This window comes from Parasphingorhabdus sp. (assembly GCF_048267785.1).
Taxonomy (GTDB): Bacteria; Pseudomonadota; Alphaproteobacteria; order Sphingomonadales; family Sphingomonadaceae; genus Parasphingorhabdus.
The window spans coordinates 88,979-104,765 of the sequence record NZ_JBLWWU010000009.1 but is presented as its reverse complement, the minus strand read 5'-3'; the positions used below and the strand labels follow the sequence as shown (position 1 = coordinate 104,765).

At 57.2% G+C, this 15,787-nt stretch carries 12 protein-coding genes and 1 pseudogene; 5 read left to right on the top strand and 8 right to left on the bottom strand.

Features of this window, described 5'->3' with window-relative positions:
• Positions 1 to 264: 264 nt before the first annotated feature.
• On the bottom strand, positions 265 to 1,173 hold the full coding sequence (locus ACN0VD_RS09350; RefSeq protein WP_417593673.1) for a haloalkane dehalogenase: 909 nt from the start codon (positions 1,171 to 1,173) through the stop codon (positions 265 to 267).
• A gap of 62 nt (positions 1,174 to 1,235) precedes the next feature.
• Between ACN0VD_RS09350 and ACN0VD_RS09345 the strand changes: the two genes are divergently transcribed.
• The 3 genes and pseudogenes from ACN0VD_RS09345 to ACN0VD_RS09335 all read left to right on the top strand — a co-directional run bounded on the left by ACN0VD_RS09345 (position 1,236) and on the right by ACN0VD_RS09335 (position 4,115).
• Entirely contained in the window at positions 1,236 to 1,487 is a 252-nt protein-coding gene (locus ACN0VD_RS09345; RefSeq protein ID WP_417593672.1) for a hypothetical protein, read from the top strand.
• A gap of 265 nt (positions 1,488 to 1,752) precedes the next feature.
• The gene (locus tag ACN0VD_RS09340) at positions 1,753 to 2,484 is read left to right on the top strand and encodes an outer membrane protein (RefSeq protein WP_417593671.1); all 732 of its coding nucleotides are present in this window, start codon (positions 1,753 to 1,755) and stop codon (positions 2,482 to 2,484) included.
• A gap of 176 nt (positions 2,485 to 2,660) precedes the next feature.
• A pseudogene (locus ACN0VD_RS09335) lies at positions 2,661 to 4,115 on the top strand (MFS transporter).
• An 80-nt stretch (positions 4,116 to 4,195) separates the two neighbouring features.
• On the opposite strand, the gene ACN0VD_RS09330 reads toward ACN0VD_RS09335, so the two are convergent.
• The 6 genes from ACN0VD_RS09330 to ACN0VD_RS09305 all read right to left on the bottom strand — a co-directional run bounded on the left by ACN0VD_RS09330 (position 4,196) and on the right by ACN0VD_RS09305 (position 12,687).
• Positions 4,196 to 6,397 carry a M3 family metallopeptidase gene (locus ACN0VD_RS09330; protein WP_417593670.1) on the bottom strand — a complete coding sequence of 734 codons (2,202 nt, stop codon included), beginning with the start codon at positions 6,395 to 6,397 and terminating at the stop codon, positions 4,196 to 4,198.
• Positions 6,398 to 6,569: 172 nt separating this feature from the next.
• Positions 6,570 to 7,418 (bottom strand): phosphodiesterase, encoded by an 849-nt coding sequence (locus ACN0VD_RS09325; RefSeq protein ID WP_417593669.1) that lies wholly within the window; start codon positions 7,416 to 7,418, stop codon positions 6,570 to 6,572.
• A 27-nt stretch (positions 7,419 to 7,445) separates the two neighbouring features.
• Positions 7,446 to 9,251: a cytochrome c3 family protein gene (locus tag ACN0VD_RS09320; protein ID WP_417593668.1), complete on the bottom strand. Its 1,806-nt coding sequence runs from the start codon at positions 9,249 to 9,251 to the stop codon at positions 7,446 to 7,448.
• A gap of 15 nt (positions 9,252 to 9,266) precedes the next feature.
• The gene (locus tag ACN0VD_RS09315; RefSeq protein WP_417593667.1) at positions 9,267 to 10,148 is read right to left on the bottom strand and encodes a hypothetical protein; all 882 of its coding nucleotides are present in this window, start codon (positions 10,146 to 10,148) and stop codon (positions 9,267 to 9,269) included.
• Entirely contained in the window at positions 10,148 to 10,288 is a 141-nt protein-coding gene (locus ACN0VD_RS09310; protein WP_417593666.1) for a hypothetical protein, read from the bottom strand. Before ACN0VD_RS09310 ends, ACN0VD_RS09315 begins: the two co-directional genes overlap by 1 nt.
• Positions 10,285 to 12,687: a cyclic nucleotide-binding domain-containing protein gene (locus ACN0VD_RS09305; protein WP_417593665.1), complete on the bottom strand. Its 2,403-nt coding sequence runs from the start codon at positions 12,685 to 12,687 to the stop codon at positions 10,285 to 10,287. The genes ACN0VD_RS09310 and ACN0VD_RS09305 overlap by 4 nt, the downstream gene beginning before the upstream one ends.
• A gap of 288 nt (positions 12,688 to 12,975) precedes the next feature.
• Here ACN0VD_RS09305 and ACN0VD_RS09300 point away from each other — a divergent pair, with 288 nt between their 5' ends.
• Positions 12,976 to 13,932: a tetratricopeptide repeat protein gene (locus ACN0VD_RS09300; protein WP_417593664.1), complete on the top strand. Its 957-nt coding sequence runs from the start codon at positions 12,976 to 12,978 to the stop codon at positions 13,930 to 13,932.
• 16 nt (positions 13,933 to 13,948) lie between these two features.
• On the opposite strand, the gene ACN0VD_RS09295 is transcribed toward ACN0VD_RS09300, so the two are convergent.
• Positions 13,949 to 14,410: an Lrp/AsnC family transcriptional regulator gene (locus tag ACN0VD_RS09295; RefSeq protein WP_417593663.1), complete on the bottom strand. Its 462-nt coding sequence runs from the start codon at positions 14,408 to 14,410 to the stop codon at positions 13,949 to 13,951.
• 106 nt (positions 14,411 to 14,516) lie between these two features.
• Between ACN0VD_RS09295 and ACN0VD_RS09290 the strand changes: the two genes are divergently transcribed.
• The gene (locus ACN0VD_RS09290; protein ID WP_417593662.1) at positions 14,517 to 15,725 is read left to right on the top strand and encodes a methionine gamma-lyase; all 1,209 of its coding nucleotides are present in this window, start codon (positions 14,517 to 14,519) and stop codon (positions 15,723 to 15,725) included.
• Positions 15,726 to 15,787 lie beyond the last annotated feature (62 nt).

The following is a 15,787-nucleotide window of genomic DNA, read 5'->3' as shown; positions in this document are numbered from 1 at the left end:
CCAACCATAGCGGATCTTGGCGGTTTAGGACAGTCTCGATCAATCCTTGCTGTTCGGCTCGCACTTGCCGGTGCCGAGGTCCGCAAAGCGAACGGCGCCGTTCGACCGGAGGGTCCTTCGACAGGCTCAGGACGAACGGGTATGGTTGCCGTTCATTCTGCGCTCGATGAACGAGGGCTGTTTCCGTTCGTCCTGAGCTTGTCGAAGAGCGTCTCTCGTATGAGAACTTCGCTCGACAGGTTCACCACTAACGGCCCCGCCCCCCTAAATATCCCCGAACGACTTCAGCGCAGCCGGTGCCACCACGTTACCCCATTCCTGCACGAAATGCCCTGCCTCCTCGATTAGCAGCGGCTCGGGACAGCCGTTGATCAGCCCGTGCATCATCTTCATCACCGGCGGACCCAACACCGGATCAGAGCCGCCGATTGCCATGAAGCTCGGGCCGGACCATTCGTTGCTCCAGAAAGCGGCAGCCTGCTTGCTGACCGCGACGCCATCCATATCCGGTTCGACCGGCACCAGCGCCGGAAAGGTCCGTGCGCCGGCCTGATAGCTGTCATCCGGATAGGGCGCATTATAGGCAGCAATTTCCGCCTCGCTCATCCCTGGTGTGCCACGCGCGATAATCTGGCCGGCGTCAAATTCGGGAACGGTCAGCGCATAGGCCTTCCACGCGTTGAACCCGTCACCCGCACCCGTGCCGAGCCCCAAGGCGGTGTTCATGATGATCAACCGCGACAGGCGCGCCTTGAACCGCTCATCCACCGGCAGAGTCAGCCCGATCAATCCGCCCCAGTCCTGCACCACCAACGTGATATTCCTGAGGTCGAGCCACTCGACCAGCGCCAATATATGAGTGCGGTGAAAATCGAACGTATAGGTTTTGAAATCGGTCGGCTTGTCGGACCGGCCAAAACCGAAGAAATCCGGGCAGACAACCCGCGCGCCGGTGGCGGTGAAATGCGGGATCATCTTTCGATAGAGAAACGACCAGCTCGGCTCGCCGTGCAGGCAGAGGAAAGTCTTCTCGGCATCCTTCGGGCCGGTATCGATCCAAGCGGCGCGTAGCCCTTCATAGCCCGGCAGATCATCGGCATAATATACAGGAAAATCAAAGTCCGGGATATCGGCGAAACGGTCTTCGGGCGTGCGGACGGCGGCGATAGTCATCGCGGGGGCTCCTCTCGATTGGTGAGCCGCAACCTGTCAAGATACGGGGAGCCGGTCAAGCGATGACGGAACGCGCCGAATATAACGGCTTCGCGATGGCCGGAACGAGATCCACGCAGGACTTTACAGAGCGCGCCATTTTTATTTTCTGTGACCTTTGCCCCGCAACCCCGAAAATCAGGGATTTTTCCAAGGTTAACGCCCTGCCTAGTGTGACCTTTAAAATCGCCAACCGCGAGGCGATCGCAAACGGGGAGAGAGAGGCAGAGCAGAATCATCGCAACGCTGAACATAAGCGCGCCGACCTATTGTAGGAAAGAGGCCGTTCACGGCCAAAGCTGTCGCCCGATTTGTCCGCCGGCAAGAGGGATAACCACCGCAAAACCGTGCTATTTTTGCAACTTTTCAACATTATCCGAATTTATCCATTTTCCGATGGAACGACATGGACCGCTCGACCGTTTCCCTTGCTCGTCGATCAATTGCGCCGACCAACGGCGCCGTGATCGGCGGAAAGCCCGCAACGATAGCGGGGCTCACCGGAACGATCCTGTTCCTTGTTTAGTTAGTTGGAGTAAAATGATGAAATCCCCCATGATCACCCCCCTGATCCTCTCTTCCGTCGTCGGCGCCGTTGCCGTTGCCACCCCGGCGGCCGCACAGTCCGACTCCCCCTTCACCGGTCCGCGCGCCGAAATCCTTGGCGGCTATGATACGCTGCGTTCAGGCAGTGATGTCGATGTCGACACCGACAATGACGGCATTTTCGAGAATAACACGCTCGACCAGTCGGTCGACGGCTTCGCTTATGGCGTCGCTCTCGGCTATGATATCGACGCCGGCCCTGTCGTCCTTGGCCTCGAAGGCGAATATATGGATTCGACCGGCCGTCAGGAAGGCGATGAAGATATCAACGCGCCGTTCGGCTATCGCATCAATCTGAAACGCGACCTCTATATCGGCGCGCGTATCGGTGCCAAGGTCAGCCCGACCACCCTGCTCTACGCCAAGGGCGGATACACCAACACCGCAGTCGAATCCCGCTTCCAGGACCGGGCCGAAGCCGATGGTGTTGACCTGAACTTCGACGACAGCCAGCAGGTTGACGGCTATCGTCTGGGTGCCGGCATCGAGCAAGTGATTGGAACCGGCGGAAACGGCAACGGTTCCGGCGCGTTCGTCAAACTCGAGTATCGCTATTCCAACTATAGCTCCCTCAAATATAACGACACATTGTTCAACGATAACAATGAAATCGGCGTCGATCTCGACCGCCACCAGGTCGTCGCGGGCGTTGGCTTCCGCTTTTAAGCCGGAGCTAGGCTAGTAACAGAAGGGCGTGCCGTTCAGTGGACGGCGCGCCCTTTTTTATCTTGGTCGGGAATGATTGCAATACTAGCAACGATGCTCCGATTCAGCCCGACCGCATATATATTACCATAATTTAGATAGCATCAGACGCCCTATTGTGCGACGCTGACATCAATGTGAATAAGCAAGAGCCCGCCCCCCTGCGCCTGACCCTCCCCAACCGCCTTTCCTACGGCCTTGGCGGAGCGGTTTATGCGGTCAAGGAAGCGGCCTATGTCATGTTCGTGCTGCTGTTCTACACGCAGGTGCTCGGGCTAAGCGGGACGGCTACGGGGATTGTGCTGGCGCTCAGCCTTGTCTGGGACGCTGTGTCGGATCCGATGGTCGGCAGCTGGTCCGATCGCTACAAGAGCCGCTGGGGGCGGCGTCATCCGTTCATGATTTACAGCACCATGCCAATGGGGCTAGGCTTTATCGCGCTGTTCATGCCGCCCGACTTCCTTCTCGACAGCCAGCTGTGGCTGGCGGGATGGCTCCTCGCCTGTTCGATCTGGATCCGCACCGCGCTGACCTTTTTCTTGATCCCGCATTATACTCTGGTCGCGGAAATCTCCTAGGGCTATCACGAGCGCAGCGCCCTGATGGGGCAGCGAACGGCCTTCCTGTTTCTGACCACTCTGCTGCTGCCGTCGGCCTGTCTCTATTTTCTGTTCGACGAGGGCGCGGGCGGCGATGGCCGTTTTGTCGCGAGCAATTACGTCATCTATGGTTGGCTGTCGGCGCTGATCGTCTGGATCACCGCGACAGCCTGTATCGCCGGAACCTGGAAATTTATCGGCCATACCAGGGTCGATCCCGCCCGCGCGCCGTCGACACCCGGTTTTGCCGGATTGTGGCGCGATTTTGTCTCCACATTCCAGAACCGCAATTTCCGCAATGTGCTCGGCTATGATCTGGGCGCGACCGCGTCTTATGGCATCACCATCGCGCTCAACGTCATTTTCTGGACCTATTTCTGGGAACTGGGGGCAACCGAGATGGGAGTGCTGCTCGGCCTGTCCGTAGTGATCGCAGTGCCGATTGCGATGATCTTTCTGAAGACAGCCGGCCGACGGATGCCGAAGCATGATATCGTCAAATGGGCGGTTGTGGTGATGCTGCTCGACCTGTCCTGGCCATATCTGCTGCGCTGGTTTGCGCTGATTCCGGACAATGGCGATCCGATAATATTCGCGATACTGGTCATCCAGAACGCAATCTTCATGAGCTTCTTCATCTTGCGTATCGTGGCAATCGCCTCGCTGACCGCCGATCTAACCGACGAGCACGAGGCCGAAACCGGCCTGCGACAGGAGGGCGGTTTCTATTCGGTACTGCAATTCACATCTAAACTGGGCGGCGCCGTCGGGCCGCTTTACGGTGGCTTCGCACTCGACATGGTCGGGCTGAAAGAGGGCATGAGGCCGGGAGCGGTGGAACAAACTGCGCTTGATGCCCTCGTCGGGATTGGTGCCGCCGGAATCGTCCCCCTGATGCTCATGGCGCTTTTCTTTTCCTATCGATTCTCGATGACCGAGGAACGGTTGCTGCAAATTCAGGCACTGATCGCACGACGGCGACGAGGCGAGTAAAAAGGGGAGCGCAATCGCACTCCCCCTCTTCGAACTTCATTCAGACAACAGCGGCCTATCTCGCCGCGCCGCCTTCAGCCTCACTCACCCGGGACAGGGAAGCCGCGCTTCTTGAGGATATATTTGACCTCCGGATCGCGGCCGCGGAATTCGCGGTAGGCTTCCTTGCGGTCGGTTTCATTGCCGGTCGCCAGCAGGATCGAACGGAAGCGTTCGGCCGTGGTCTTGTCCCACGGACTGCCGGCTTCTTCAAAGGCGGCCCAGGTGTCCGCGTCCATCGTTTCCGACCAGAGATAGCTGTAATAGCCGGCCGAATAGGCGTCTGACGAGAAGAGATGGTTGAACTGCGGCAGGCGGTGTCGCATCACGATTTCCTTCGGCATGCCGATTTCGGTCAAAGTCTCGCGCTCGAACTTGTCGGGATCGGTGACCGGTTCCGCGCGATTGTGCAGCTTCATGTCGACGATCGCGGAGGAGAGATATTCCACCGTGGCAAAACCTTCATTAAAGGTATCGGATGCCTGGATCTTGTCGACCAGTTCCTTCGGGATCGGCTCGCCAGTCTTGTAATGGGTGGCGTAGGTCGAGAGGATATAAGGCGTCATCAGCCAGTTCTCGTTCACCTGGCTCGGATATTCGACAAAATCGCGCGGCGTATTGGCAAGACCCGGATAGGTGATGTCATAGTTGAGATAATGCAGCGCGTGACCGAATTCGTGGAACAATGTCTGTGCATCATCAAGGCTGATCAGGGTCGGCTCCCCGTCGCCGCCCTTGACGAAATTATTATTGTTCGACGAGATCGTGTAATTATTCTTGCCACCCAGCTTGTAGGCATCCTTGTAGGTGGTCATCCACGCGCCGGACCGTTTGCCGTTGCGGGCATAATTGTCGAAAAACTGGACGCCGATGACCTTGTCGCCGCGCTTGACTTCAAAGGTGCGGACCTCGGGATCGAAGACCGGAATGCTGCCGGTGGTTTCGGTAAAGGTCATGCCGTAAAGCTTGCCCGCCGCGTCGAACAGCGCGTCCATCATCTTGTCGAGCTGGAAATAGGGTTTGATCTCGGCGGAATCGAGGTCATATTTCGCCTTGCGGACCTTCTCCGCATAGAAACGGTAATCCCATGGTTCGATCGTGATGCCGGCACCTTCGGCGTCAGCAATCGCCTGCATATCGGCGACTTCTTCCTTCACCCGGGCGACGGCAGCGGGCCAGACTTTCATCATCAGGTCCATCGCCGCTTCCGGCTCTTTCGCCATCGTGTCGGCCATCCGGTAATGCGCATGGGTCTTGAAACCGAGCAGCTTGGCGCGGTCGGCGCGCAGCTTCAGGATTTTCGCGATGGTCGCGTTGGTGTCGTTCTTGTCACCATTGTCGCCGCGATTGATATAGGCGTTATAGACCTTCTCGCGCAGGTCGCGGCGGGTCGAATTCTGCAGGAAGGGCTGCATCACCGAGCGAGTGTTTTTCAGCGCCCAGCCGGTCTTGCCCTGTTCTTCGGCCGCCGCCTTGAGCGAGGCGACGAAACTGTCCGGCAGGCCGGCCAGATCCGCTTCGTCGGTCAGGAAGATGAAGGTTTCTTCATCCGCCAGCACCTTGTTGGAGAAATCGTTGAACGCCTTCGACAATTCGGTGTTGTAGGCGATCAGCTGTTCCTTGTCGGCGTCACCCAGAAGGGCACCATCACGGACGAGTTTCTCATAGTTGCGCTCAACCAGCCTTTTCTGCTTGGCGTCGAGTCCGGCGGTATCGCGATTATCATAGACCGCCTTGGTCTTGGCGAGCAATTTCGGATCGAGGGTCAGTTGGTCGAAGAAAGCCGAAACCTTGGGCATCCATTCGCCCTGGATCTCGCGAACCTCGTCATTGGAAAGGTTGCTGCTATACACCCCCCAGATCGCGAACAGATTATTGGCTTCATTGCCGACCAGTTCCATCGGCACGGTGAAATTTTCAAAGGTGGCGGGGGCCGGATTGTCGCGGATCGCGTTCACGTCGGCCTGAATCTTGTCCATCGTCGCCTGAAAGGCGGCGGGAAAATCGGAGACTTTCACTTCATCCCATGGCGGCACACCATCATAGGGCCCAACCCAGGGCTGGAGAAGGCTGTTGTCGCTCGCAGTGGCCGAAGCCCCCTGCGTCGCGCTCATTTTGTTCAATTCTGCTGTTGTCATCTTTTTTCCATGATCGTCGGCGAGAGCGGGTGTCGCGGTCGCGCCGAACAGCGCAGCGCTGGACACGCCCAGAAAGAATTTGCGGGTGGATATCGTGAATCGCATGTATTTTTCTCCAAATATGAGACCGCTGTCGCGGATCTCTCAAAAAGCACCTGACGTGTATTTGGGGATGGTCTAGCCAATGCGAAGCGGAAACGCAAAAAAGGTTGCGTTGGAAATCAATTATTAGACGAACGACTGTTGACCATCGATGAACCGCATCAGAAAAATACGGCTATTGCGGCCTCTCAGCCAGCAACGCACGCACCAGTGGTTGCAAGTCCTTGTCATAGCGCGCCAACAGGACATGGTCTTCTGCGGTCTCAAAATGGCTGACCAGCTGACGGCCGTTCCACCAGTGCAGGCCAATGGCGGGTGCATCGGCGACGATCATATTGCGGCCATCGGGATTATCGGGGTCAATCGGCTTCAGATCCAGCGCCACTTGCGGTGCCGTCGAGGCACAAATCGCCAGACTTATGTCCTGCCACCAGGTTGAAATGTTGCGGTGCAAATGCCCGGTGACCATGCCCTTGACCTGATCGTGACCGGCCACCGTATCGGCGAGCCGCAAAACCCATGGTTCATCCGGATGCGTGGTCATCCACTCGATTCCGGTTTCGACCGGCGGGTGGTGCAGGATCAGAATCGTCGGCTTGTCCCTGTTCTCATCGAGCCTGGCCGACAGCCATGCTGCGCGGGTTTCGCAAAAGGCCCCGCCATGTCTTCCTTCGTCGAGCGTATCGAGAAACAGCAGCCGTAGCGCCGGCGTGTCCACCTCATATTGGACAAAGCCATCGGCCGTCGGAACATCGGGGAATTGTTTCCGGAACGGCGCACGCAGGTCATGATTACCGAGGCACATATGCACGGGGAAAGGTACCGCAGACAGCGCCGTCTCCAGCCGCCGGTAACTTTCCTGATCCCCGCGATCAACAAGATCACCCGTGGCCAGCAACAGATCGGGCTGCGGAGTCATGGCACAAATGGTCTTGAGCGCCTGGTCGAGCCGCTTGCGATTGAATTCCGTTGGATTATCGGGGTCAAAACCGAGATGAATATCAGTGATCTGCGCCATCAACATGGACGCCCTCCCCTTTTTTTCATTGCCCTATTTCCAGGCAATCTGTTTCTCCGGCTTGGCCTGCTTGTCTTTCTGTTGTTCCTTGATCAGCCAGGGCGCGCCATCGTCGGCATGATAATCGTGACACATGGCGCAGGTCGATGGAACATCGGATGCTTTCTGGAACTCCCCGCCATGACATTCGCGGCAGGTTTTGATTCCCGGCAGCAACAGATCCGTCGCTTGCTTCGACGTCGGTGCATTGTGACAACTCTCGCACGTCTCCTCGATATGGGCGTCATGGCTGAACCAGCCATTGTGCATATAGCGATCGGTCTGCGTCACTGGCTTGATCCCGTAATCGACCCGGCCGCGCGCTGTTGGCGGTGTAACGCCATGACAGTCGAAACAGGCACCTCCGCGCGAAAAGACCTGACTGATCGCCAGATTCGCACGGCTTGGACGGAACTGGACGGCGCGGGCATAGTCGCTGGCAACCCGGACGTCGTTGCTGGCACCGGGACGGCGGCGCGCCATCCCGCCAAGATTGATCGGACGGGTCGGGCGGGTGGAACGGTAATAAGCCTGAAGATCAGCCCGCACCATCGCCGGTTCGCCGTGCCGCAAGGTCCGCACCGTGCCGCCAATCTCGTCAAAGGCGAGACTGTGGCACATGCTGCAGTCTTCCTTCATGTCGACGGGTTCAAAACGCACGCCCTTGGGATCGGGCGTGTGGCAGTCCTTGCAGACGAGCGACGAGCCGAATCCATAATCTTTCGACAGCCGCCGCCCCATTTGCGCAACTCCGCCGGTCTTCGACAGATGCAGGTCGTGCGGAAATTTGAGGCCATTATTGTCGGTCGGCTTGCTGTCGATCGAGACTCGCTTGCGCAGCGGATCCTTGCCGCCCGGCGTCACCAGTACAGCGGGGCGGAACTGTGGATGTTCGATGCCGAAATCCGATGCATTTTCCAGTTTTGTGTCGGTCAAACGTTCATCCATCCCGCTGTGGCAATCCGCGCAGAATTTTTGCGCAGTCGGTTCCATAGCACCGCTGCCCTCATGCTCGCTGTGACATTCGACACACCTGCCCGGCGGTTTGTTAAATGCGGACGCAAAGGCTGCTCCGATTTTCCCGAAACCTTCCGGTTCACCGCGCGCGGTCAACAGACGGGGTTTGGCGGCATGGTCATGGGCATCATCTTCGTGACAGGTGAGACAGGTTTTGTCCTTCACCGTGACAAAGGCATCGACATGACAGGCCTGACAGTCTTTCTCGAGCGCGTGATGGGCGCTGCTCAGCGCACCGGAAGACCACATGCTGTCGGCGTGAAACTGGTCGGGTCGTTCCTCGACCCCGCGCCAGGTCGCCCACGTATAAATCGGCCAGATCAGGAAAGCGGCCAGCACCAGCGCGACAAAACCCCAGGCGGTGAGCCGCTTGCTCGGCAGCAGATCCTTGAGTGTATAGAGAGTCTTTTCATTCCGCGTTTCGGCAGAATCGGACAAGGCCTCGACCCGCTTGACGGTCAGGATAATATCGTCGCCCTCTTCGCTGACGACAATGACATGGCCGCCAAAGCCAAGCTCTGCACCGGCGGAAGGATCGACGGTGACCGAAATCCTGTGCTTGCCATCAAGCGTGAAATTCTGGCCCGAAGTGCTTTCGACAATTATCTGTCCGTCGTCGCGCTTGCGGATGACGGCATGATCAGGATTGACCGCAAGGTCCGGCAGATGGATCGCGTTTGTCGTGCTGCGGCCAATGCCAATCTCGTCTGCCTCATATGGATGGGACCGGATAATCTCCCGGCCATCGGCGGTGGTCGCGATCTGGCGAACAATGAAGGTCATGTCTGGCTTTCCATCCTACCAGTAAAAAAATACGCTGATGATATGCGCGGTTAGCGCTGCGATCAGCGCGAAGGTCATCGGGATATGGACGAACAGCCAAACCTGCAGCATCGCCTTGAGCTTCAGATGGCGCCGGACACGGGCCAATGTGGCTTCCTTTTTCTCGAGCAGCGCGTCAACCTTGTCGAGCGGGTCGTCACCGCCCATTCTCGGCTGATAGGCACGCTCGCGACGGAGATCAGCCTGCGCCTGCCGGGTGGCACAATCGGGATATTTTCCGGAAATCCGCTGGAAGAAACCCCCGCCAAACGGATCCTGTTCGAGCGACTGCAGCACCAGAGCAGCATGTTCCCCCGACAGAGGCTGTGCCGCCTCGTGCAACTGCCGGTCAAGCGAGCGCAGATTTTCGAGCATCTCCGTCTCGGTCATCTCGTCGCGATTGTCGGACAATGCCTTGGGAATGGTGACATAAAAATATATTCCGACGATCCCCGAAATGATCACGATCATCATGAACACATAGGCCGCGGTGTGGATATTCCAGCCGAGCTGGAAACCGGTATGCAGCGTACCGATCACGATCAGGCTGAGGCCAAGATAGATATGGGCCGATGTCCAGGCTTTCAGCGACCACTGGCCCGGCGTCATCGCCCGCTTGCGCACCCCGAGCATGGTCAGCCAGAGGATCAGCAACGCCCCGATCGTACCGAGCGTATAGCCGTACCAGCTGCCACCATTGTGGCGCGGCGACACATCGATAAACAGGTAGCTTACGATGCAGATCAGCATGATCGCCGCGGATATTTTCAGCCAGCGGAAACCGGCATGTTTGAGGAAACCGTCATGCATCACAACCTTCTTGCGACCGGATTTTGCGGATATTGCCTGGCTAGCCATTAGACAATTCCCCCATTTGCGGCGGCTTCAGTGTCTGTTTTCACCGTTCGTCCTGAGCCTGTCGAAGGACCGCGTTCGATCACAAGCTGTGCTTCGATAAGCTCAGCACGAACCGCATGATCAGAAAATACCATGATCATACATCCTCCGCTTCAAGTTTGGAGACCGTCAGAAATTCTTCCGGGGCCACCCGGATAGCGGCGCCCGTGGGACAGGCGCGGACACAGGCGGGTCCACCCCTGATCCCGGCGCACATGTCGCATTTGATCGCCTTTTTCGGTTTCTCGACCGAAGGATCACTATGCTCCGCGGTCCATTTCTTGTCCGGCTCGCCCGGTCCTGGCCCCGAACCCAGGAACAGCCAGCTCAGCAGTCCGGGTTTCTTCGGCGGGACCTTGTCCATGCGGATCACGCCATAAGGACAATAGCGCTGGCAATTGCCGCAGCCGATACAGCTGTCGTCGATGAACACCTCGCCATCGGGACCACGGTGGATCGCGTCGGGCGGGCAGTCGGACATGCAGTGCGGATGCTCGCAGTGGCGGCAACTGGTCGGCACGTGGAGATGCGCATAGGTTTTGCCTGCCTCGCGGTCGAGACGCGACAGGCCTTCATGGCTGTCGGCACAGGCCTTTTCGCAGTTGTCACAGCCGACGCACAGATTCTCGTCGATCAGCAACACGTCCGTGGCTTCACCGATACCATTGTCGACCAGAAAATTGGCGACGCCGGAATAATAGTCGACGATACCCGAAAAACTGTCCTTTTTCGCTTCAACAAAAGCGTTGATATCCTGCCGTGCGGCCATTTCCTTCTTCGCCTTGCGCAGCAGGTCGGGATGGGCATCCAGCACTTTCTTGAACGCATCGCCATTGATTCTGATGACTTCGGACTTGATCGCGGCCTTGACCGTCGCGGTGCGATAGCCACCGGCGATCAGGGTCATTTCGCCGACATAGGAACCAGCGGGCAGATAGGACAGAAACACCGGCTTGCCGCCAATCTCCTTCTCGACCACCATCGATCCGACGCGAATGACATAAATATCATTGCCCTCGCCGCCTTCCTCGATAATCGCTTCACCGGCGCGGACATTGATGATCTCGCTGGATTCAACGACCTCGGCAATATCCTCCTTGGTCAGGCCCGACCCGAACATTTGCAAAAGCTGGCGTTCCGTTGATATCCGCGTGATCCGGCGCTTGGCGGCGGGGACCGATGCCTGCAGTTTCAAGGCTGCCGTACGCGAAATTTCAACCAGGATAACATCTTCATCCGCCCTGATCGTTGCGCCGCGGCGGCGACCAGAGATCAGACCGACTTCGCCAAAGATCGAACCTTGTTCGATCGGCACGGTGATCGAGGGATCGTCCGGATTGATTTGGACCGCGACCGAACCTTCGGCAATGGCAAAAAGCGAACTTCCCGGGTCGTTTTTCTCGAAAATTACCTCGCCACGGCGATAGCTTCGCGGCTCGCTGTCGAGCATGAATTCCCGCATCTGCAGAGGTGACAGGTCGTTGAGGATGGTCACATTGGAGCGGAAAAATTCCAGCCATTCGTCGACCGAGCGGCGTGTTGGCAGGCTGGCAAATTTCGCTTCGAGGATCGGTTCATCGGCGGGCTTAAGATCGGTGTTGCCGTTGATGAACTCGATAACATCATAGCCCTGGTTCATGCAGTGCTTGATCAGGGGATAGCCGGCGAGCGCGCCGATGACATATATGCCCTTCTTGGTGCTTTCGAACGCCGGCGACAATTTGGGATAGGCCTCGCGATCCTCGCTGGTAAATTCGATCCCGCATTCTTCAACAAATTTGCGCGGTGGCGCGCTGCCCATCCGCGCGATGATCCGGTCGCATTTGATCGTCTCCTGACCATCGCGGGTTTCCAGCACCAGTTCGCCATCCCTGACCTCGGCCGGCGTGGTCTCGTTGCGGATCATCACCTTGCCCTGTTCGCCCGCTTCCATCAGCAGCTTCACATTGGCTTTCTTGGCCCGGGCAAATTCCGCCGAGCGGTTGAGAATGGTGACAATATTATTCTGCGCCGCATCGGCGGCGAGACCCAGTGCATTCTCGATCCCTGCGTCGCCCGATCCGATCACGGTGATATGCTCGTCATAATATTCGCCGGGATCGTCGAGCTGATATTGCACCATCTTGTTATCGCCGCCGGGGCAGCGCATCAGATTGGGATTGCCCTGCGTCCCGATCGCCATGACAATTGTCTCAGCCTGCAGCGTATCGCCGCTTTTCAGGGTGATGGTGAAATTGCCTTCGTCACCCTCGATCTTCACCGGTTCGGCTTTATACATGACATTGACGCCATGACCGGCGGTTTGTTCATCCCAGGTGCTGAGGATATTCTCGCGCTTACCTGCATCAAAATCCATGTCCGAACGCAGCACCAGCTGGCTCGGCGTCGCCATGACATGCTTGCCCTTCTGATATTTGAAGATGGTGTCAGAAAGATGGTCGGTCTTCTCGAGCAGCACGTGCTTCAGCTTTAGCTGTGCAGCGCGCCCAGCGGCGCTCATGCCCGCAGGTCCGGACCCGATAATGACTACTCGAAACTTGTCCGACACGCGCTTGCTTCCCCCCTTTGCCTCCCCTGATCAACGCCCCTCATGCGTTTTGACGATCCGGCGTGGCTATCTGTCCGGCTTTAGCGCGACCCAAAAGATTGAACTTTGGCAGTATCTTACCAAAATGCCTCTTCATTGCCAGTGTAAAATATCACAGCTATCTCGGTGCTTGTCAGGTAGCATTCTGCTCCGTATCTCTGCGCGACAATATTACGACACAAAATAGTTTGAGGATTGACCATGGCGAAATCAGCTTCTTCGATCAACATCAGCCGCATTGCGCTGATTATAGCGGCTGTGCTGGCTCTTGGCGCGGTTGGGGTGCAGATATACCGCAGCATGAACGGGGACTCCGGCGCGAAAGCAGTTGCTTCGGGTATCGACAGCGAACAGGCGCCGAGCGTCGATGAAGTCATCGCTGGTCTGGAAAAAAAGTTGCAGGAAAATCCGGATGATGCGGAAAGCTGGCGAATGCTGGGGTGGAGCTATTTTGAAACGGGAAAATTTGCTGAATCAGCCACCGCAATGAAACGCGCGACCACGCTCGACCCGGACAATCCGGAATATTGGTCAATGCTGGGCGAGGCTCTGGTGATGGCAAGTGACGGACAGCAAGTCCCGCCGGATGCCGCAGAAGCTTTTCGCAATGCCCTGAAACATGACGCCAAGGATCCCCGTGCGCGCTATTTCCTGGCGGTACAGAAAGACATAGCGGGCGATCACAAGGGCGCGATCGAAGACTGGTTCGCGCTGCTCGAAGACACGCCCGCCGACGCGCCTTATGCGGCTGATATCCGCCGGGTGATCGGACAGGTGGCCGAAAATGAGGGCATTGATGTCGCCGCCCGTCTCGCCAAGGCAGCCCCCGCCGCGCCGACCGGCGGCATCACCACCGACGGCCCCGCGGTCGCCACAGCTGCCATTCCCGGCCCGAGCCGCGAGGAGATGAAGGAAGCCGCTGCCCTGCCCCCCGGCCAGCAGGAAGCGATGATCGCCAATATGGTCGATGGCCTCGACAAGCGCCTGCAATCCAATCCCAAGGATGCCAATGGCTGGATCATGCTGATCCGCAGCCGCATGCAACTGGGCCAGACCGTCCAGGCGAAGCAGGCGCTTCAACGCGGGCTGGACGCGTTCAAAAATGACGGGGCGGAAGCGAAACGGATCAGGGAAGCGGCGGCCGCGCTGGGGGTTTAGGAGTGATATTCCCCTGTCATCCTTGCATAGCCGGATAGACATGGGTGTTTTTGACCACACCATAAGCGAATCTGCTGTCTATGGACCGAATCCCGGGAAGCGCGTGTAGCTCGGTTCGCACGAAATTCTCGTAGGCTTCCAGATCGGACACCAGAACCCGCAGCATGTAATCGGCATCTCCGGTTGTCAGAAAACAATCGAGAATGGCATCAATTTCACCAATCTTCCGTTCAAAAGAGCGCACGGCCTCCCTGGAATGCTTTTCGAGCGCTACGCTCACAAAAACTGTCAGTGGGACGCCATAAGCTTTCTGATCAACAAGAGCGGTATATCCCTGAATGACACCTGCTTTTTCAAGGCTTCTGAGGCGGCGCAAACATGGGGACGGTGATAGATTGACCCGTTCCGCCAATTCAAGATTCGTAAGTCGCCCATTTTTCTGGAGTTCGCGAATGATTTGTCGATCTTTTGTGTCCATATCGCATGTTTAGGGTCATATATGCCATAAACCAGAACAATTGAGCTAATATAGCAACCTAAAGCCTCCCGAGTCATGTCATACCGGCGCGACAGGAGAACAGGGCATGTCACGCGAACATCAGTCAAAATCCACCCAACTGGGCTTCGCCACCCGTGCGATCCACCATGGCTATGACGCCAGAGGATCAGAAGGTGCCCTGACGCCGCCCTTGCACATGACATCGACATTCACATTTGAAAGCGCCGAACAGGGCGGCGCAATGTTTGCGGGAGAACAGCAAGGACATTTCTATTCGCGCATTTCCAACCCAACCACCGATCTTCTGGAAAAGCGGATTGCCATTTTGGAAAATGGTGAAGCCGGTCTGGCGACCGCCTCCGGCATGGGCGCGATAACGTCGACATTATGGACCTTTCTGCGACCGGGCGATGAAGTCATCACCGACAAGACTTTATACGGCTGCACATTCGCATTCATGCGGCATGGTCTTGCCCGGTTCGGGATTACCATCACGCATGTCGACCTGACCGATCCGGAACAGCTTTCTCAAGCCATCTCGTCCAAAACCAGAATTGTGTTTTTCGAAACACCGGCCAATCCCAATATGCGGCTTGTCGATATCGCGACAATTTCCGCCATTGCAAAACAGGCCGGTGCGCGAACCGTCGTGGACAATACTTATGCCACACCGGTAATCACTCGTCCGCTTGAACGAGGGGCAGATATCATTGTCCATTCCGCGACAAAATATCTCGGCGGGCATGGTGATGTGGTTGCAGGATTGGTTGTTGGCAGTGCACATGATATTTCGGAAATCCGTCTGGTCGGCATGAAGGACATGACCGGTGCGGTCATGGCTCCGTTCAATGCAATGCTGGTGATGCGAGGATTGAAGACGCTAAAGATACGCATGCGCCAACATGTTGAGTCGGCGCAGGAAGTTGCCGAATTTCTGCATCGCCATCCCGCTGTTGCGGAGGTTTTCTATCCGGGGCTGCCCTCTTTTCCGCAACATGATCTGGCGCGGAAACAAATGGACCAGTTTGGCGGCATGATAGCGGTGAAATTGCGCGGCGGTTATGATGCCGGACTGGCCCTGATGAACAGACTGGCGCTCATCCAGCGCGCGGTATCGCTTGGTGATACCGAAACTCTCATTCAACATCCGGCAAGCATGACCCATTCGACATATTCGCCGGATGAACGCCACGACCACGGAATCGATGACGGGCTTGTACGCCTCTCGGTCGGCCTCGAAGATGTCGATGACCTCATATATGATCTCGATTCAGCGCTTGCATCGCTTGCCTAGCGGGAAAATGAAACTGATCTTTACATCCCGCCGATCAGCCAGAAAGCAGGTTCGCCGGTCTT